The following is an 18,635-nucleotide window of genomic DNA, read 5'->3' on the forward strand; positions in this document are numbered from 1 at the left end:
TCTATATCCAGGTGATGGTGGAGACGCCGGTGAAGCTGAGCAAACGCCAGCGCGAGCTGCTGGAGGAATTCTCCCAGCTGGATGGCGAGGAAAGCAGCCCGGAAAGCACCGGCTTCTTCGACAAGGTCAAGGAGATGCTCGGCGGCAAGTCCGAGTAATCCATGAAATGGGCCGCCGCTTCCGAGCAGGTCGCGACTCGTCGCGCTGAAATCCAATACGATCCATCGGTCGGCTACTATCTGTACATTTTCGATTCTGAAGACTGCACATACGATTATCTGCAGGACACATTCGAAATCGCCGTCGCCCAAGCCGAAGAAGATTTCGGCATTCCCTCCTCTGCATGGCGCTCTGTTAGTTCCTGACAATTCCGATATATTGGCGGCGGAACTGACACCTTTTCTGGGGAATCTCATGTCCGCAGTCCGCATCGGCATCGTCGGCATCGCCGGCCGCATGGGCCAGGCCATCACGCGCGAAATCGCCGCCAGCAATGGCGCGGCCGCGCTGGGCGGCGGCATCGAGCAGCCGGGCAATCCGACGCTGGGCCAGGATCCCGGCCTGCTGGCCGGCGTCGGCGCCACCGGCGTGACCATCACCGAGGATACCGCCGCCCTGTTCGGCACTGTGGATGTGGTGATCGATTTCTCACCGCCGGCCGCTGTCGGCAAGCATGCGGCATTGGCCGCCCAGGGCAGAACCGCCTATGTGGTCGGCACCACCGGGTTCGAGCCGGCGCAGTTCGAGGCGCTGCAGAAGGCCGCGCATCACTGTGCGGTCGTGCAGAGCTATAACATGAGCCTCGGCGTCAACATCCTGGCCGGCCTGACCCGCCAGGTCGCCGCCATGCTGGGCGAGGACTGGGATATCGAGATCGTGGAAATGCATCACCGCATGAAGGTGGATGCGCCGAGCGGCACGGCGATCATGTTCGGCGAGATGGCAGCACTCGGCCGCGGCCAGCCGCTGGAGAAAATCTCCGACCGCGGCCGCGACGGCATCACCGGCGAACGCAAGCGCGGCGATATCGGCTTTGCCGCCCTGCGCGGCGGCAATGTCGCCGGCGAGCATACCGTGATCTTCGCTGCCGATAACGAGCGCATCGAACTGACCCACAAGGCCACCGACCGCAGCATTTTTGCGCGCGGTGCCGTGCGCGCGGCGATCTGGACCAAGGGCAAGGCGCCCGGCCTCTATCGCATGGCCGATGTGCTCGGCCTCAACGGCTAGGCTTTACGCGCTGCCCAGCGGGCGCAGCCCGGCGCCGGGCGGCTGGCGCCAGCGCACCAGCGCGTCCTGCAGACCCTCAGCCAGCCGGCGGCGTTCGTCGGGGCTTAAGAACGCACCGAGCGTCAGCGCGCGGCCGTGGCTCCACAGGTGCAGCGGTGCACTCTCATCCTCGGGGTCGCAATCCACCCGCAGCCAATAGGGCTGCAGCCGCCAGACCTTTTCCCGGCCCTGGATATCGACCCGCCGCACCACCAGGGCATCGGCATCGAGCCGGATGAATTCGCGTGCCCGCTGCTGGCGGTAGCTGAACTTGAAGGCAGCATAGACCAGCAGCACATCCAATCCGCAGAAGGCGAAAACCGGCCAGGCGCCGAGCAGCCAGAAGGCCATTCCGGCGCCGAGATTCAGCAGGGCGACAAAGGCGATCAGGATGGCGAAGCCACGCGGCCCCAGCGAGCGATAGGGCTTCAGCTCGATATCGAAAAACGGGTCTGGCTCGTGGCGCGCCGCCTGGGTCATGGCTCAAGGCTAGACCCGGCCGATGCCGGCGCCAAGTAAAACTCCCGTATATCCAGTGACCCCGCCGAAGCGGTTGATTATAGTGGGCAATCCGCAGTTTACCCGGTTCCCGCCGATGACCAGCCTCGCCCCGCCGACCGCGCTTGCCCCGATCTCGCTGGAAGACGTGCGCGCCGCCGCCGCCCGGATCAAGGGCGCCGTGGCCGAAACGCCCTGCCTGCATTCGCGCACGCTGTCCGATCTCACCGGCGCGCAGGTCTGGTTGAAATTCGAGAACCACCAGTTCACCGCCAGCTTCAAGGAGCGCGGCGCGCTCAACAAACTGCTGCAGCTCACTGATGCCGAGCGCAAGCGCGGCGTGATCGCCATGTCGGCCGGCAACCATGCCCAGGGCGTGGCCTACCACGCCGGACGACTGGGCATTCCCGCCACCATCGTGATGCCGACCATCACGCCCTATGTGAAGGTGCGCCATGTGAAGGCCTTCGGTGCCAATGTGGTGATCGAAGGCGATACGCTGGTGGAGTCTGCCACCCGCGCGCGACAGCTGGCGGCGGAACAGAACCTCGTCTTCGTGCATCCGTATGACGATCCTGCCATCATGGCCGGTCAGGGCACGGCGGTGCTCGAAATGCTGCAGCAGGCCCCGGCTATTCAGGATCTGATCGTGCCCGTCGGCGGCGGCGGGTTGATCGCCGGCATGGCGGTGGCCGCCAAGGCGCTGAAGCCAGAGCTGCGCATCTTCGGCGTCGAGAGCGAACTCTATACCGCGATGTATCAGGAGATGCATGGCCTGCCGGTGCAGGTCGGCGGCATCTCGATTGCCGAAGGCATTTCCGTGCGCGATATCGGCCGCGCGCCGATGGATGTGGTGCGGCGTTACGTCGACGATGTGCTGATCGCGCGCGAGGCCGATATCGAACGTGCCATTGTCGCACTGGTGGAAATCGAGAAGACCGTAACCGAGGGCGCCGGCGCGGCCGGCCTGGCCGCGCTGATCGCCGATCCGGCCAGGTTCAGGGGCCGCCATGTCGGCATCGTGCTGTCGGGCGGCAATATCGACACCCGCCTGCTCGCCAGCGTGCTGATGCGCGGCCTGGTGCGCGACGGCCGGCTGGCGCGGGTGATCGTGATGACCGATGACGCGCCCGGCCGGCTGGCCAAGGCGGCCGGCGTGATCGGCAATGCCGGCGTCAATATCGTGGAGGTGGCGCATCAGCGCCTGTTCACGCTGGCCTCGGCCAAGTCGACTGAGATCGAATTCGTGGTCGAGGCGCGCGACCGCGCCCATCTGAAGGAGCTGCTGGTGGCGCTCGCCGCCGCCGGCCTGCCGGCCAAGGTGGAAGAGCCGGATTAATCAGCAAAACCTGCCGCTACGGCAGGTTTGCCGGCCCGCCTGAAACCCGGCTATCCTTCCCGAAACACAGGGAGGACATCATGGCCCGCGTTGCCAACAAAGTCGCGCTGATCACCGGCGGAGCCTCAGGCCTCGGCAAAGCCACCGCCGAGCTGCTGGCCGCCGAAGGCGCCAGGGTCGCCGTCGCCGACCGCAACCTGGATGGCGCCCGCGCGGTGGCCGAGGCCATCGGCAAGAATGCCATCGCCGTCGATCTCGATGTCACCAACGAGCAGCAATGGATCGCAGCCCTGGATGTGGTCGAGGCCGCCTTCGGCAAGCTGAACGTGATGGTGCATTCCGCCGGCGTCGGCGTGCTGAAGAACATCGAGGATATCAGCGTCGAGGAATGGCATTTCGTGCACAATGTGAACCTGCACGGGCCGTTCCTGGGGATCAAGCACGGCCTGTCGCGCATGAAGAAGCACGCGCCCGGCTCGATCATCATTATCTCGTCCGTTTCCGGGATTATCGCCGGCCATAACATGTCGGCCTACAACACCTCGAAAGCCGCCGCCCGCATGCTGGCCAAGACCACGGCCTTGCATTGCGCCAAGCGCAAATACGATATCCGCTGCAACTCGGTGCATCCCACCTTCATCGACACGCCGATGGTACAGGCCATGATCTATGCTGGCGGCGACCCGGCCGACCGCCGCGCCAAGCTGGAGGCGCAGGTGCCGCTCGGCCGCCTGGGCGAGCCGATCGATGTGGCGAACTGCATCCTCTATCTCGCCTCCGATGAATCGAAATTCGTAACTGGCACGGAATTCGTGCTGGATGGCGGGATTACGGCACAGTAAAAATACGGGATGGAGCATCCAGCTGATCTGCGTGCCGAAGTCATTGCTTTCGTGCGTGGCCAAACCGGCCATAAACAAAAAACAATCGGGGACGATACGACTCTTATCTACGATCTAGGCGTGGATGGCATTGATGCCATCGACCTACTGGAAGCATTCGTAAAGCAGTTTGGCGTCGACCCGACCAGCCTTGATGTCGAGCGATATTTCAACAGCGAGAACGGATTTAGGGCCCTGCATAAGGCAATATTTACGGACGACCAATTTGAACCATTAACAATTGGTATGCTTGTGAAGATTGCTGCTGCAAAACGATGGCTTTAGACAGCCGCAGAGTGACTGCCGCCACAGGTGATCGCGAAGTTATCTTCTCAGGCCCGGCGAATCGCGCCATAGTGACAGCATGAACGCCATGGCGGACATGCCTTCCATTCTGATGATCGTGCATCAGGAAAGCTCCGATCCCGGCCGCATCGGCGAGCAGCTGCGCGCACGCGGCTATCATCTCGACATCCGCCGGCCCTGCCTGGGCCAGGAGCTGCCGGCCGATATGGGCGGCCATGCCGGCTGCATCGTCTTCGGCGGACCGATGAGCGCCAATGACGACCATCTGGATTTCATCCGCAAGGAAATCGACTTCATCCCGCGTGTGATCGCCAGCGGCAAGCCCTATCTCGGCGTCTGCCTCGGCGCCCAGCTGATGGCGCGTGCCGGTGGCGCCAGGGTGGCGCCGCATGCGGACGGCTGGCATGAGATCGGCTACTACGCCGTGAAACCCACGCCACGCGGCCGCGACCTGTTTCCCGACCCGCTGCATATCTTCCAGTGGCATGGCGAGGGTTTCGACCTGCCGCGCGGCGCCGTGCGGCTGGCCTCCACCGGCTGGTTCCCCAACCAGGCCATGCGCATCGGCACCAATGCCTACGGGTTGCAGTTCCACCCGGAAGTGACTGGCGCGATCCAGCAGCGCTGGACCAAATTCGCCGGCCATCGCCTGGTGCTGCCCGGCGCGCAGGCGCGCGACCTGCAGCGCGCGCATTTTGCCAAATACGATGCCGGCATCGCTGCCTGGCTCAGCGGCTTTCTCGACCGCTGGCTGGCCGCGCCTGCGTCAGCGACGCACCAGAATCGCGGCGAAGAAGCCATCGGTGCCGTGGCGGCCGGGTGACAGGCTTAAATACGGTCCCGGCACCGGACAGGCGCCGCCCACCGTCTGCGGCCACACATCGGTCACCGGCAGCACGGTGAAATCGGGATGGCGCTTCAGGAATGCCGCCACCTGATCCTCGTTCTCTTCCACCAGCACCGAACAGGTGACGTAGATCAGGCGCCCGCCCTTGGGGGCAACCAGTCTCGCCGCGCGATCGAGGATTTCGGCCTGGCGCGGCACCAGTTCGTTCAGATCCTGCGGGGTCAGGCGCCACTTGGCATCCGGTTTGCGCCGCCAGGTGCCGGTGCCGGTGCAGGGTGAATCGACCAGCACACGCTCGGCCTTCTCGGCATGGCGCTTGATCCATTTGCCATCCAGCTCGCGGCATTCGGCATTGTGCACGCCGGCGCGACGCAGCCGCAGCTTGGCCTGCGCCAGCCGCGCCTTGCTGACATCCATCGCCACCAGCCGGCCGGCATTCTTCATCGCCGCGCCCAGCACCAGCGTCTTGCCGCCGGCCCCGGCGCAGAAATCGACGACGAATTTCTTGCCCGCGGCATCGACCAGCTGGGCAGCCAGCTGCGAGCCTTCATCCTGCGGCTCGACCAGGCCATCGGCATAGGTCTGCGTGTTGTTGACGTAAGCCTGCGGCGACAGGCGCAGGCCGACCGGCGAAAACGGCATGTTCTGACTGCGCAGGCCTTCCGCCTGCAGGGCACCGGCGGCTGCCTCGCGCGTGGTTTTCAGCCGGTTGACGCGCACATCCAGCGGCGCCGGCCGCAGCATGGCCGCTAGCTCCAGATCAAGATCGGCGCCGAAGCGGCGCTGCAACTGCGGCATGATCCAGTCCGGCACGCTGAACCTTGCCGCCGGCGGCATATCAGGATGCTCCAGCGTATGGCCTTCCAGCCGGCGCAGCAGCGTCTCGATGGCACTGTCACCCGCGGGAAACAACGGCAGCAGGCCTTCGGTCTTGGCGCCAGAGGACAGAATGCGCCAGGCGGCGACACGCAGGCGGTTGTCCGGCGGTAGGCCGGTCTTACCGGCACTGATCCACCAGTCGAGTCGGCCGCGCAGGCGCAGCACCTCGTCGACGATATGAATCAGCGCCTCGCGCTCGGCCGCGTCATACAGCTGGTGGTGCTGCTTCATCCAGGCATGCCGTACCCGGTCGCCGGTCTCGCGGTTGGGGAACATGGCGTCCAGCAGATTGACAGCGCCCTCGGCCACCTTGCGGCTGCCGGCGGGACGCAGCGTGCTGGGCCGGCGCTCGCGATCTCCCGCGTCACGCTCCCCCGCTGCACGGCCGCCAGATGAACGCTCGCCATAGCCACGATCAGATGATGCAGCCGACTTGCGGTCGGACCGTCCGCCAGATTTCACATCGGACCGCGGCCGGAAGGATTTCTCACCGGGTTCGCGGCGCGGCCGCTCATCACGGGGCCGGTCTTCCCGGGGTCTGTCTTCCCGCGGCCTGTCTGTTCTGGGCCTGTCTGTTCTGGGCCTGTCTGTTCTGGGCCGGTCTGCACGCGGCCTGTCGTCACGGGTTCGCTCCGGCCGGGCCCGGTCTTCCCGGGGCGCCTCCGCGCGCGGCCCCTTGCGAGCCGCCTCGCGCTCGGCATTGCGGGTTTCGCCCCAGCTCTTGGCCTTGGCCGGACGGGCCCCGGCCGGCTTGCGCGGGCCATCCTTGCGGAGACCATCCTTGCCTTTGGCGGCGCTGCTCGCGCCAGCCTTGCCGGCAGGCCGGGCACCAGCCGGTTTGCCGGCCCGGCCGGCAGCAGGACGGGCAGCACCAGAGCGGGCGGCGGGGGGGCGGCCCGCGGAAGACGGGCGGCCGGGAGGCGGGCGGCGGGACACGGCAGATACTCGGTTATGGGGTGGATCTTGGGCTGTCATAGGCCGGGCTTCCGCCAATCACAAGCGCCACAAGCATCTGCCCGCCCGGCCGGCGCCATGCTAAGCTTTGGCGAACCTTCCACCGCTGATCCGCGTTACCCTCCCGTGACCGCTTCCTCCCTGCCCCGTTCCGGCTTCCGCCTGGCCGACCTCACCTGGGTCGACGCCGCCGACCTGATCGGCGACGGACTGCCCGTTGTGATCCCGATCGGGGCCGCCGCCCGCGCCCATGGCCCGCATCTGCCGCTCGGTACCGACCGCCTGGTGGTGGAAGTGGTGGCAGAACGCCTGCTGGCCAGTCTTCCCGTTTTGATTGCGCCTTGCATAAGCCAGGGGTTCCAGCCGGCCTTCATGGATTACCCCGGCAGCCAGCATATCGAGGCCGACACTTTCCAGGCCCTGGTGACCGAAATCATCGAAGGCTATCTGCGTCATGGCGCCGAGCGCATCCTGCTGCTCAACAACGGCATCGCCACGGAAGCTCCGCTCAGGCTGGCGGCACAGACCATCCTGCAGCGTCACGGCATCCGTATTGCAACTGCCGACCTGCCCCGCCTCGGCAGCACCACCGCCTCGGCCGAAGACCTCGACGAGCGCAACACCTCGCTGCTGCTCGCCATCGCGCCGGCGCTGGTGCGGCTCGACCGGCTGGAACAGATGGCCGGCGATGAGGATGACGATGATTTCATCGACGGCACCGACGAACCGCGCCTGCTCTCTTTACGCCGGCCGCTGCGCTTCACGCCGGAAGAGCGTGCCGGCGGCATCGTGAACCGCACCGGCACCACCGGCGATGCCACCACGGCAACCGCGGAGAAAGGCGAACGCCTGCTGGGCGCCATCGTCGACGAGATTGTCGCCGATATGCGCCTGCTCTGGATGGACCTTTAGTGTTTTAAGGGGGCAGACTTTTGCGCGAGTTCTTGTATCTGTTCATCAGTCTGCACTGACGCACCGCAGAATGGGCAGTATCGCAAGGCTTGATCTAGCCAGGCAGTCTCACCGTCGACCTGCACTGCGCCGATTGTTACATAGTAGATGCCGCTATCTTCTTCAAAGAAATGCGATTTGTGCGGCACCGTAAGGGCATCATTCAGCGCCTTACAGCATTCCCCCAGCTTCAGCCTTTTCGTCTTTCCAAAAAGCATGCTTGCGGTATCAGACGATCCGCAGGTTGCTGCGGGCATTGCTGCGCAGTTTGAGGTCGTTGACCGCAACTTCCAGCACATTGATCGCGCGCTTCACTTCATCCAGCTGGGTCTTCAACTCGGTGATATCGCTCTTGATATCGCTCAGCTCGCTGTAGGTGAGCTGGGAGGCGCGTTCGTTGTCGGCGAAGAATTTGTTATAGGCGGTGAACTGTTTCTCGATGGCGCCCATGCGCACTTCCAGCGTCATCCGCATCTGGCTGATGCGCTGCTCGAAATTGCCCAGATGCAGCAGCAGCCAGGCGCCCAGCCACAGCAGGACAATGCCGCCACCCATCACATAGAGCCAGTCGCTCATACATCACCTTCCGCTAACGGCACCCGGGAGAATCACGCGCGCCTGCGTCCCTAACAGGATATAGGCCCCGTCCGTTCCAGCGCAACGTGGCTTTTGTCGTGGTTAACGCGGCGGGCGGAGTGAAACCGGCCGGCCCGCGAACACGACCTGGCGCAACGGGTTGAGGCCAACCTGATAGGCCAGCGCGGCCGGGCGGGCGATATCCCAGACCACGAAATCCGCCATTTTCCCGGCTTCCAGCGTGCCAACCGACTCGGCCATGCCGAGCGCCCGGGCAGCCTCCCGCGTCACGCCGGCCAGCGCCTCAGCCGGGGTCAGGCGGAACAGGGTGCAGGCCATGGAGAGCATCAGCAGCAGCGAGGTGACCGGCGAGGTGCCCGGATTGCAGTCGGTGGAGATGGCGATCGGCACGCCATGGCGGCGCAGCAGGTCGATCGGCGGCAGTTTGGTTTCGCGCAGGATATAGAAGGCGCCGGGCAGCAGCACGGCCACGGTGCCGGCTTTCGCCATCGCCTGCACACCGGCGTCATCGAGATATTCCAGGTGATCAGCCGACAATGCCTGGAAGCCTGCCGCCAGCGCGGCACCGTTCATGTTGCTGAGCTGCTCGGCATGCAGCTTCACCGGCAGGCCATGCTTGCGCGCCGCCTCGAAAACCCGCCGTGTCTGTTCCAGCGTGAAGCCGATGGTCTCGCAGAAGGCGTCCACCGCATCGGCGAGACCAGTCTGCTTGGCGGCAGGAATGATCTGCTCGCAGACCAGATCGATATAGCCGTCGGCATTGCCGGCAAATTCCGGCGGCAGCGCATGGGCGGCCAGCAGCGTGGTGCGCACGCGCAGCGGATATTTCTCGCCCAGCTGCCGCGCGACCCGCAGCGTCTTCAGTTCATTGTCGATATCGAGGCCATAGCCCGACTTGATTTCCAGCGTGGTGACGCCCTCGGCCAGCAATGGCCGCAGCCGCTTTTCACTCCGCGCCAGCAGCGTGGCTTCGTCGGCAGCGCGCGTCGCCGTCACGGTGGAGCGGATACCGCCGCCGGCGCGCGCGATCTCTTCGTAAGACGCGCCATTCAGCCGCAACTCGAACTCATGGGCACGATCGCCGCCATAAACCAGATGCGTGTGGCAATCGATCAGGCCGGGCGTGATCCAGCCGCCGCCGACATCATGCACGGCGGTATCGCGTCCGATGCCATCCTGCGGCAGGGCATCGGCAGGGCCGATCCAGGCGATGCGGCCGTCTTTCAGCGCCATGGCGCCATTATGGATGGCACCAAAGCCATCCGCGCTGCCAGCCTGCATGGTGGCGAGATCGGCGCCGCGCCAGACGCTGTCCCAGGTATCGGCCATCTGTGCCTTTCGCCTCACTGCCGTTTCTGCCAACTTATATATACAAGTTGGGAGACCCCGTCATGCGCCGCTTCCTGTTGCGCCACGCCCTGTTGCCCGATGGCTGGCACGACGATGTGCTGGTCGCCGTGGATGCGACCGGGCTGATCGCACGGGCAACACCGAAGTCTGCGGATGCCACGGCCACGCTGCTCGATGGCCCGGTGCTGCCCGGCCTTCCCAACCTGCACAGCCACGCCTTCCAGCGCGCCATGGCCGGCCTGGCCGAGCGCAGCGGCCCGGGCGCAGACAGTTTCTGGACCTGGCGTGAGACCATGTACGGCTTTGCCGCGAAGCTGACGCCGGAGGATATCGAGGCAATTGCCGGGCAGCTGTATGCCGAGATGCTGGAGGCGGGTTTCACCGCCGTCGCCGAATTCCACTATGTGCATCACCAGCCCGATGGCACGCCCTATGACGATCCGGCCGAGTTGAGCCGGCGCGTGATCGCCGCCGCCGATACCACCGGCATCGGCCTGACCCATCTGCCGGTGCTGTATCGCTATGGCGGCTTCGGCAGTGTGGCGCCGCAGCCGCGCCAGCGCCGCTTCCTGCATGACGCCGATGCCTATGCGCGGCTGCTGGAGCTGCTGGCACCGGCCCTGCGCAACCGCAGCGACCGCCGGCTGGGCATCGCGCCGCATAGTCTGCGTGCTGTCTCGCCTGAATTGCTGCGCGACGGCATCGCGGCACTGAACGGCATCGATACGGCGGCACCGATCCATATCCATATCGCCGAGCAGACCGCCGAGGTAGACGATTGCATCGCCTGGTCAGACAAACGCCCGGTGCAATGGCTGCTCGACCAGGGCATCGTGGACAAGCGGTGGTGTCTGGTGCATGCCACGCATCTGGGTGAAGACGAAATGCTGCGGCTCGCGGTGTCGCAGGCGGTGGCCGGCCTCTGCCCCACCACCGAAGCCAATCTTGGTGACGGCCTGTTTCCAGCGGTGGAATACCTGGCGGCCGGAGGCCGTATCGGCATCGGCTCCGACAGCCATATCAGTGTGTCCGTGGCCGAAGACCTGCGGCTGCTGGAATACGGCCAGCGTCTGGTGCGGCGCAGCCGCACGCTGCTGGCCGGCGCACCCGATCGCTCGACCGGACGGCGGCTGTTCGAGGCGACCGCAAAAGGCGGCGCGCAGGCGCTGGGCCAGCCGATGGGCGCCATCACGCCGGGCCATCGCGCCGATTTCGTGCTGCTGGATAAGGATGCGCCGAGCCTGGCGGCACGGCGGGGCGATGCCGCGCTGGATGCCTGGATCTTCGCGAACCAGGCACGTTCAGCGATCCGCGACGTCTATGTCGCCGGCAACCGCGTGGTCGAACAGGGCCGCCACGTCCGCAGCGACAGCCTCGGTGCCGCTTATCGCAAGGCCCTAGGCCGCCTGCTCCAGGAATGAGCGGCTGCCGGGTTCGCGGCAGAAGGCGATCAGGCGGCGCAGGAAGGCCTCGCCCTCAGCCACCTGGCTGAGTTCGATATACTCGTCGGGCTTATGCGCCTCGCGGATATTGCCCGGGCCACAGACTACCGCCGGCACGCCGCCGATCTGGAAAATGCCGGCCTCGGTGCCGTAAGACACCGCATGGGTCTGGTTCTGGCCCGCCAGTTTCAGCGCCAGCGTCTCGGCCGGATTGCGCTCGGCCGGCAGCAAGGCCGGCGCATAGGCGACCATGTCGGTGTCGATGCCGGTCTCGGGCCGGATACGCTGCATCTTCGGCACCAGTTCTTCCGCGGCATAGCGCTTCACGGCCTCCAGAATCACTGTGTCATGCTCCGGCTTCACGCTGCGGATATCCCAGGCCAGCCGGCATTCGCGCGCCAGGATGTTGCGCGCGGTACCGCCATGAATCTCGCCCACCGTGATGGTGGTGAAGGGCGGCTCGAAGCGGGCATCCTGATGCTCGGGCTTCTGGTATTCCACCTGGATGCGGTTCATCTCGGCGATCAGCTCGGCCGCCATCTGGACGGCATTGACGCCCTGATGGATTGCCGATGAATGCGCCTCGAAACCGCGCACCAGAGTGTTGCAGGCACAGACGCTCTTATGCGCGTTGACCACCTGCATGTCGGTCGGCTCGCCGATGATGGCGAGTTTCGGCATCGGGCCGCCACGATTGATGAATTCAACGATGCCATGCACGCCGATGCAGCCGACTTCCTCGTCATAGGAGAAGGCGAAATGCAGCGGCACGCTCAAGGGCTGCTCCAGCATCTCGGGCAGCAGCGCCAGGCAGAGTGCGATGAAGCTCTTCATGTCGGATGTGCCGCGGCCGAACAGGCGCTCGCCGCGCTGCACGATCTTGAACGGGTCGCTGGTCCAGGGCTGGCCATCTACCGGCACCACGTCGGTATGGCCCGACAGCACGATGCCGCCGACATCCTTCGGTCCGATGGTGGCGTAAAGATTGGCCTTCTTGCCGGTGGCGTCGAAAATCTTCTCCGATGCGACGCCGTGCTGCGCCAGGTATCCGGCGATGTCGTCGATCAGATTGAGGTTGGACAGGCGGCTGGTGGTATCGAAACCGACCAGCCGGGCGATCCAGTCGAGGGAAGCCTGGCTAGGAGAGGTCATCCAGTCGGTTTAGGACGCCAGACAGCCCCGGTCAACAGCGAATGATTCGTGACCAATCAATTGGTTCAGTCGTCCATGCCGCGGACGCCACCGCTGCTGCCAATCATCGAGAGGAATTCCTGCCGGGTGCGCGGATCGTCGCGGAAGGCGCCCAGCATACGGCTGGTCACCATGGTAACGCCATGCTTGTGCACGCCGCGCGTGGTCATGCACTGGTGCGCGGCTTCCATCACCACGGCGACACCGCGCGGCTGCAGCACGGCCTGCAGCGTATTGGCGACCTGGGCGGTGAGCTTTTCCTGAATCTGCAGCCGCTTGGCATAGACCTCGACCACACGGGCCAGCTTGGAAATGCCGACCACGCGCTTGCCCGGCAGGTAGGCGACATGCGCCTTGCCGATGATCGGCACCATATGGTGCTCGCAATGGCTTTCCAGCCGGATGTCGCGCAGCACCACCATCTCGTCGTAACCGTCGATTTCCTCGAAAGTGCGCTCGAGCATGCCAACCGGGTCTTCATGATAGCCGGCGAAGAATTCGTCATAGGACCGCACGACGCGATCGGGCGTGCCGAGCAGACCCTCGCGGGTCGGATCGTCGCCGGCCCAGCGGATCAGGGTGCGCACAGCCTCTTCGGCCTCGGTCCGGTTCGGGCGCTGGACTTTGCTTTCGTCATTCGCCTTGGCGACGGCCTGCTTAGTTTGAGATTGGGCAGCGGTGCTCACGGTAGACTCCTTCGGGCATTCCTGTGGCGGGCCAATGGATACGTCACTGCCCCGGCCCTGGATCAATCCATTCGATTAATTGACGCGGCGCGCCTCATGCGGGCTGTCCAGCGAAAAGGCCGGGATCGCCACGTCAAACTGCTCGCCGGCCTCGGTTACCATCTGGTAGGTGCCGACCATGAAGCCCGACGAAGTGGGCAGCGGCGTGCCGCTGGTGTATTCAAAGCTGTCGCCCGGCGCGAGCACCGGCTGTTCGCCGACCACGCCGGGGCCGCGCACTTCCTGCACCCGGCCGCGTGCGTCGGTGATCTTCCAGTAGCGGCTGCGCAGCTGCACCGTATCGGTGCCGCTGTTTTCGATCTTCACGTTATAAGCCCAGACGAAATAGCTCTCTTCCGGCGAGGATTGCTCGTCGAGATAGACCGGCTGGACCGTGACCGAGATATCGTGTGTTTTCGTGCTGTACATCTGACTTAACTCCGATGCGCCGCCGGGCCGAAGCCCAGCTCCAGTCCTTGGCCATCGTCTTTCAGGATATTAGGAGCCCGGGGCGGAATGTCCAGCCAAGCGACTGGAACAGCATCGTGATCTGCCCCCGGTGCCGCGCTGCGGTTGCGGCCGGGGCCGCAACCGCCCGGAAAGTGACACCCGCGAAATGCAAACGGCCGCCCCTCTCGGGGCGGCCGCGCATAGTCGGAAAGACTGATGCTTACTTGCGCAGGTAGATCTGCGCGTTGCGGTTCTCGTCGTTGCGGACGCCATCGGCGGTCGGCACACGCGGCTTCTCTTCGCCGTTGGCAACCGTCTGGATCGCGTTCTGGGCAATACCCTTCGAGCTCAGGTAAGCGGCGACCGAGCTGGCACGACGCTGCGAGAGCTTCAGGTTATAGTCGTTCTTGCCCGAACGGTCGGCGTTGCCTTCGATGCGCACATTGGTCGAACCGGTGGCGCGGTAATCGGCGATGGCGCGATCAAGCACCTGCGCCGCAACCGGGCTGATATCCGACTTATCGAAAGCGAAGAACACGATGTAGGTCTCAGGTGCACGCGGCGCCGGAGCCGGAGCAGCGGCCGGAGCCGGGGCCGGAGCCGGGGTTGCGACCGGCATCGGAGCCGGAGCAGCGGCCGGCATCGCCTTGGCCGGCGCGCCGAAACGATAGGTCAGACCCAGCATAACGGCATGGTTCGACCATTCGGCTTCAACCTTGGTGCCCGTCGTGCTGCGCAGATCGAGATCCGAGAAGCTGGCGGTGTAGCGATAGTCAGCGGTCAGCAGCCAATTATCGGCCAGGGCGTAGGACGCACCGACGATGCCCTGATAGGCAGCCACAGTGTCATGGTCGTCAATCACACGAGTGGCATTGACCCGGGCGCTGTCGACATTCACACGCGCCATGCCGAGACCGAGGCCAACGAAGGGATTGAACTGGCTCTTAGGCATGAAGTCATAGTAACCGTTGACGAAGGCCGTCCAGGCATTGACGTCACCGGAGGCATTCACGCCGGCGGCGCTGGTGCTGTCGATATCGTTGCTGCGATAGCCGAGTTCGAGTTCGGTGCGGAAGTTGTCCATGAAGCCGTAACCGAGCTTGGCGAGCAGGCCATAACCCAGATCGAAATCGACATCATTCGACGCGCCGCCGCCGGAGACGGTGCTCTCGTTCAGCCAGTTAGCACCACCTGCCAAACCGGTATAGAAGCCATTGCCTTGCGCGAGCGCCGGAGTGGAAGCCAGACCCAACAGGGCGGCACCAGCCAGCAGAGCAACACGGATGTTCATGCGAATCTCCTCAACGAAAAATTTTCCGGCCGCGCCCCGCGGCTGGGCACGCCTCAACCGGGACGGACTATACCAGCGACTGAACGCGGGCCGCACGCGTTCATCTCCGATGCGGACCAATAATGCCCGGCTGTGGCATATTGGCAACAGATTTAGCCGGCCTTTTCAAGCGCATGGGCGATATCCTCGGCCAGGTCCCGGGCGTCTTCCAGGCCTACCGAGAGACGCACAAGATCCTCGCCGATGCCGAGCCGGGCCCGCTCCTCCAGACTCAACCTCTGGTGCGTGGTGGTAGCCGGGTGTGTGATCAGACTTTTTGAATCGCCCAGATTATTCGAGATATCCACCAATTTCAGGGCATTGAGGAAACGGAACGTCCCCGCCTTGCCGCCCTTGGGCCGGAAGGCAAGCATGTTGCCGCCGGCCGACATCTGGCGCTCGACCAGGGCATATTGGGGGTGATCCCTGCGGCCCGGATACAGCAGCGCCGGCACATTGGTCGGCGCCGCCAGGCCGGGGTGTCCGGCCAACTGGTCGGCCAGGCTGGCGGCCGACTCGACCATCCGGCTGACCCGCAGTTCCAGGGTTTCGAGCCCTTTCAGCATGACCCAGGCGTTGAACGGGCTGAGCGCCGGGCCGGTATGGCGCAGATAGGGCGTCAGTTCGTTAACGATGAAGTCTTCCGAACCCAGCACCACACCGCCGAGGCAGCGGCCCTGGCCGTCGATATGCTTGGTGGCGGAATAAACCACGATATCGGCGCCGAGCTGCAACGGCTTCTGCAGCACCGGGGTGGCGAAGACATTGTCGACGATGACGCGGGCGCCATGCTTGTGCGCGATGGCGGCGACGGCCGGCAGGTCGATCACCTCCAGCGTCGGATTGGCCGGCGTTTCCAGGAACACCACCTTGGTACGGGCATTGACCGCGCGTTCCCAGGCCGTGAGATCGGTGCCGTCGATCAGATGCGTCTTGATGCCGAAGCGCGGCAGCAGGTCTTCGACGATGTAGCGGCAGGAGCCGAACACGGCGCGCGCCGACACCACCTCGTCGCCGGCCTTGAGCTGGCACATCAGCGCGGCATTCACCGCGGCCATGCCGGTGGCGGTGGCGCGCGCGGCCTGGGCGCCTTCCAGCAGCACCATGCGCTGCTCGAACATCTCGACCGTGGGATTGCCGAAGCGGCTGTAGACGAAGCCGGGCTCTTCATTCTTGAAGCGGCGCTCGGCGGCCTCGGCGCTGTCATAGCGGAAGCCCGAGGTCATGAAGATCGCCTCGGAGGTTTCGCCAAACTCGCTGCGCATGGTACCGCCGCGCACCATCTGGGTGGCCAGCCGCCAGGACTTCTCGCTCTCGTTCTTGCTCATCACACCCTCTTCCGGCCTGCCCCGCAGGCAACAAAAAACCCCGGCACCATGAGGTCCGGGGTTTTTTGACAAACCGCCCGACCTCTTTAGCGGTTTGTTTTACGTGGTCCGCAAGCCGGTCGGCTCCAAATCACCACGGCGCCAGAAAATGGCGTGGCAGCGTGATACGGCGCGAGGGCCATACTCGTCAAGTCCGAAACGCCTCCATGGCCGGCTGGGCTGGTTCAGGTTCGTTGAGGTCCGCTCGGGTCCGTTGGGTGCTCGTTCGGGTTCGTTGGGGTCCGTTGAGGTTCGTTCGGGTTCGTTCGGGTTCGTTCGGGTTCGTTGGAGTTCGCGGCATGCCCAAGTCATTGATTTCCATAGAATCGCATAGAAATGGAACATTATAAGATTATATAGGAAAATAATGACAATATCCAGGACAATCCCGCGGCCGGCGCCGGCGCCCTATTCCTTGAACTCTTCCTTCTTGGGGATACGGTTGAAGGCGATCTTGGCCCCCATGAAATCGGACTTGTGCCTGGGCAGCGGGCCGATCCGCACCGTGTCCTTCTTGTCGTATTTCTGGTTCAGCTTATCCATGGCGCTCCACAGCCGGGCACGCTTGGCGGCCGCTTCGGCATCATCCTGCTCCAGACCCGATGCGCCGCCGAACAGATCGAGTGTCACCGCGTCTTTCGGCACCAGGCCGGAGAGCCACATGCCAACCTTCATATAGCGACCGCGCGGCTTTTTCGTCTCGACCAGCATCTGCGCCCACAGCCGGGCGATGGCATCGAGGATGACGAAATTGTCCTGCGTCTGGGTCAGGCGGAAATCGGCGGCCCAGCGCGTATCGTCATCGAACCGCACCTTGATGCCGAGGTTGCCGGCCACAAAGCCAAGCCGGCGCAGCCGCGCGCCGCCCTTCACGCCCAGCCGGCGCAGGATCAGGCGGGCGGATTCGGCGTCGCGGAACTGCGGCGGCAACACATGTTCGTGGCTGAGGCTGCGGGTCGCGTCGGTCTGACTGTAATCACCGATGCCGCGCAGGCGCTGGATGAAAGCCGGGCCTTCCTTGCTGCCCCAGATGCGGCGCGCCTCTTCAGGCTTCATCTCCCAGAGCTGGGCGATACTGTTGATGCCGGCCTCATTCAACCGCACTTCCATGTTGTGGCCGATGCCGGGCAGGTCGCGCAGCGTGAGCGGCAGGATGCGGTCCGGCAGCTCATGACCCTCGATCACGGTGAGGCCGTCGGGCTTCTGCATGTCACTGGCCAGCTTGGCGAGGAACTGATTGGGCGCGATGCCGATCGAGCAGCGCACACAGTCGCCCAGATTGGCCAGCAGGCCGGCACGGATGCGGCGTGACAGCGCGATGGCGTTGTCTTTCAGACGTTCGGGCCCTATCAGTTCGCAGGAGACCTCGTCGATCGACCAGGTCTTGTAGACGGGGATATGGCGGTCGATCTCTTCCTCGACCAGATGATGGAATTCGACATAACGGTCATGCCGCGCATTGACGATGGCGATGCCGGGATACTTCTGCTTGGCCTCCCAGACCGGCGTGCCGGTCTTGATGCCGAAGGTCTTGGCTTCGATGGAGGCGGCGATGGCAGACGTCGTGTCGCTCATCACCGGCACGACGATGATCGGCTTGCCGCGCAGGGCCGGGTTGTCCTGCTGCTCGACGCTGGCGAAAAAGCTGTTCAGGTCGAGATAGAGGAAGCGCAGCGACGAGGCCGCCCAGGCCTTGCGGGCGGCGATATCGGCGTCGGAACGGGGCGGCGGGCTCATGACACGAGTTTAGCCCGCCCCGGATGAATACGAAATGGGAACATTCTCCCCTTTCTGCCCTCCGCACTCCCTCCAACCGTCATGCCCGGCCTTGTGCCGGGCATCCATCTGCGCGTTCCGAGGTGCGGAGGGTTGGGATGGACCCTCGGAATAAATCCGAGGGTGACGGTCTTTGAGTATCTAGGCATTCAGTGTGTCGAACAGGTCGCGCCATTCTGGATTAGCCGCGGTAATCGTCCGCAATTTCCATTGGCGCGGCCATAGTTTCATCGTCTTCTCGCGCCGGATCGCCACTTCGATACTGTCATGGGCCTCAAAATAAACGAGGCACTTCAAACCATATCGTTTGGTGAAGCCATCAACGACGCCCTCACGATGCTCCCATGCCCGACGCGCAATGTCGCTGGTCACGCCGATATAGAGCGTGCCATTGGGTTTGTTGGTCATGATGTAGACCCAACCACCGGCCATACCACAATTCTACCGTCACCCTTGGGCTTGTCCCAAGGGTCCATCTGCGCG

Annotated in this window: 19 protein-coding genes, 1 pseudogene and 1 riboswitch; of the genes and pseudogenes, 9 read left to right on the plus strand and 11 right to left on the minus strand. The window is 64.4% G+C overall.

Translation table 11 applies throughout. The features are described from left to right. The 3 genes and pseudogenes from AAG799_RS06690 to dapB all read left to right on the plus strand — a co-directional run. A pseudogene (locus AAG799_RS06690) lies at positions 1-158 on the plus strand (molecular chaperone DnaJ); the annotation flags it as partial. Positions 159-161: 3 nt separating this feature from the next. Next, positions 162-365, plus strand: coding sequence for a hypothetical protein (locus AAG799_RS06695; protein WP_341895032.1), 204 nt, complete (start codon positions 162-164; stop codon positions 363-365). Between the two features lie 49 nt (positions 366-414). Further along, complete coding sequence (gene dapB, locus AAG799_RS06700; protein ID WP_341895033.1) at positions 415-1,230, plus strand: 4-hydroxy-tetrahydrodipicolinate reductase; 816 nt, start codon at positions 415-417, stop codon at positions 1,228-1,230. A 3-nt stretch (positions 1,231-1,233) separates the two neighbouring features. Here dapB and AAG799_RS06705 read toward each other — a convergent pair whose 3' ends face one another. Then, positions 1,234-1,749, minus strand: coding sequence for a DUF2244 domain-containing protein (locus AAG799_RS06705; protein ID WP_341895034.1), 516 nt, complete (start codon positions 1,747-1,749; stop codon positions 1,234-1,236). A gap of 115 nt (positions 1,750-1,864) precedes the next feature. Between AAG799_RS06705 and AAG799_RS06710 the strand changes: the two genes are divergently transcribed. The 4 genes from AAG799_RS06710 to AAG799_RS06725 all read left to right on the plus strand — a co-directional run bounded on the left by AAG799_RS06710 (position 1,865) and on the right by AAG799_RS06725 (position 5,116). Continuing rightward, positions 1,865-3,106, plus strand: coding sequence for a threonine ammonia-lyase (locus AAG799_RS06710; protein WP_341895035.1), 1,242 nt, complete (start codon positions 1,865-1,867; stop codon positions 3,104-3,106). Between the two features lie 80 nt (positions 3,107-3,186). After that, positions 3,187-3,948: a glucose 1-dehydrogenase gene (locus AAG799_RS06715; protein ID WP_341895036.1), complete on the plus strand. Its 762-nt coding sequence runs from the start codon at positions 3,187-3,189 to the stop codon at positions 3,946-3,948. A gap of 9 nt (positions 3,949-3,957) precedes the next feature. After that, positions 3,958-4,272, plus strand: coding sequence for a DUF1493 family protein (locus tag AAG799_RS06720; protein ID WP_341895037.1), 315 nt, complete (start codon positions 3,958-3,960; stop codon positions 4,270-4,272). An 88-nt stretch (positions 4,273-4,360) separates the two neighbouring features. Continuing rightward, the gene (locus AAG799_RS06725) at positions 4,361-5,116 is read left to right on the plus strand and encodes a GMP synthase (protein ID WP_341895038.1); all 756 of its coding nucleotides are present in this window, start codon (positions 4,361-4,363) and stop codon (positions 5,114-5,116) included. Here the strand turns inward: AAG799_RS06725 and AAG799_RS06730 are convergent. Beyond that, positions 5,060-6,481 (minus strand): RsmB/NOP family class I SAM-dependent RNA methyltransferase, encoded by a 1,422-nt coding sequence (locus AAG799_RS06730; RefSeq protein WP_341895039.1) that lies wholly within the window; start codon positions 6,479-6,481, stop codon positions 5,060-5,062. The two genes, AAG799_RS06725 and AAG799_RS06730, sit on opposite strands and share 57 nt — an antisense overlap. A gap of 618 nt (positions 6,482-7,099) precedes the next feature. On the opposite strand from AAG799_RS06730, the gene AAG799_RS06735 reads away from it, so the two are divergent. Continuing rightward, complete coding sequence (locus tag AAG799_RS06735) at positions 7,100-7,885, plus strand: creatininase family protein (RefSeq protein WP_341895040.1); 786 nt, start codon at positions 7,100-7,102, stop codon at positions 7,883-7,885. Positions 7,886-8,152: 267 nt separating this feature from the next. Here the strand turns inward: AAG799_RS06735 and AAG799_RS06740 are convergent, their stop codons facing one another. Beyond that, entirely contained in the window at positions 8,153-8,500 is a 348-nt protein-coding gene (locus tag AAG799_RS06740) for a hypothetical protein (protein WP_341895041.1), read from the minus strand. A 102-nt stretch (positions 8,501-8,602) separates the two neighbouring features. Then, positions 8,603-9,850: an imidazolonepropionase gene (gene hutI, locus AAG799_RS06745; protein ID WP_341895042.1), complete on the minus strand. Its 1,248-nt coding sequence runs from the start codon at positions 9,848-9,850 to the stop codon at positions 8,603-8,605. A gap of 62 nt (positions 9,851-9,912) precedes the next feature. On the opposite strand from hutI, the gene AAG799_RS06750 reads away from it, so the two are divergent. Further along, complete coding sequence (locus tag AAG799_RS06750) at positions 9,913-11,292, plus strand: formimidoylglutamate deiminase (RefSeq protein ID WP_341895043.1); 1,380 nt, start codon at positions 9,913-9,915, stop codon at positions 11,290-11,292. On the opposite strand, the gene argE is transcribed toward AAG799_RS06750, so the two are convergent. From argE to AAG799_RS06785, 7 genes are all read right to left on the minus strand, one after another. Beyond that, a complete protein-coding gene (gene argE, locus AAG799_RS06755) occupies positions 11,269-12,465 on the minus strand; it encodes an acetylornithine deacetylase (RefSeq protein ID WP_341895044.1) in 1,197 nt (398 codons plus the stop codon). The genes AAG799_RS06750 and argE overlap by 24 nt on opposite strands. A 65-nt stretch (positions 12,466-12,530) precedes the next feature. Beyond that, a complete protein-coding gene (folE, locus tag AAG799_RS06760; RefSeq protein WP_341895045.1) occupies positions 12,531-13,190 on the minus strand; it encodes a GTP cyclohydrolase I FolE in 660 nt (219 codons plus the stop codon). Positions 13,191-13,265: 75 nt separating this feature from the next. Beyond that, on the minus strand, positions 13,266-13,658 hold the full coding sequence (gene apaG, locus AAG799_RS06765) for a Co2+/Mg2+ efflux protein ApaG (RefSeq protein ID WP_297686209.1): 393 nt from the start codon (positions 13,656-13,658) through the stop codon (positions 13,266-13,268). Positions 13,659-13,899: 241 nt separating this feature from the next. Further along, on the minus strand, positions 13,900-14,970 hold the full coding sequence (locus AAG799_RS06770) for an OmpW family outer membrane protein (RefSeq protein WP_341895046.1): 1,071 nt from the start codon (positions 14,968-14,970) through the stop codon (positions 13,900-13,902). Between the two features lie 152 nt (positions 14,971-15,122). Beyond that, entirely contained in the window at positions 15,123-16,337 is a 1,215-nt protein-coding gene (gene metZ, locus AAG799_RS06775; protein ID WP_341895047.1) for an O-succinylhomoserine sulfhydrylase, read from the minus strand. Between the two features lie 65 nt (positions 16,338-16,402). Then, positions 16,403-16,484, minus strand: a riboswitch (SAM riboswitch). A 300-nt stretch (positions 16,485-16,784) separates the two neighbouring features. Beyond that, positions 16,785-18,113: a hypothetical protein gene (locus AAG799_RS06780; protein WP_341895048.1), complete on the minus strand. Its 1,329-nt coding sequence runs from the start codon at positions 18,111-18,113 to the stop codon at positions 16,785-16,787. A gap of 180 nt (positions 18,114-18,293) precedes the next feature. Then, complete coding sequence (locus AAG799_RS06785; RefSeq protein WP_341895049.1) at positions 18,294-18,584, minus strand: GIY-YIG nuclease family protein; 291 nt, start codon at positions 18,582-18,584, stop codon at positions 18,294-18,296. Positions 18,585-18,635: the final 51 nt, after the last annotated feature.

The sequence above is a fragment of the Ferrovibrio terrae genome (assembly GCF_943371255.1).
In the GTDB taxonomy this organism is placed as follows: domain Bacteria; phylum Pseudomonadota; class Alphaproteobacteria; order Ferrovibrionales; family Ferrovibrionaceae; genus Ferrovibrio; species Ferrovibrio terrae_B.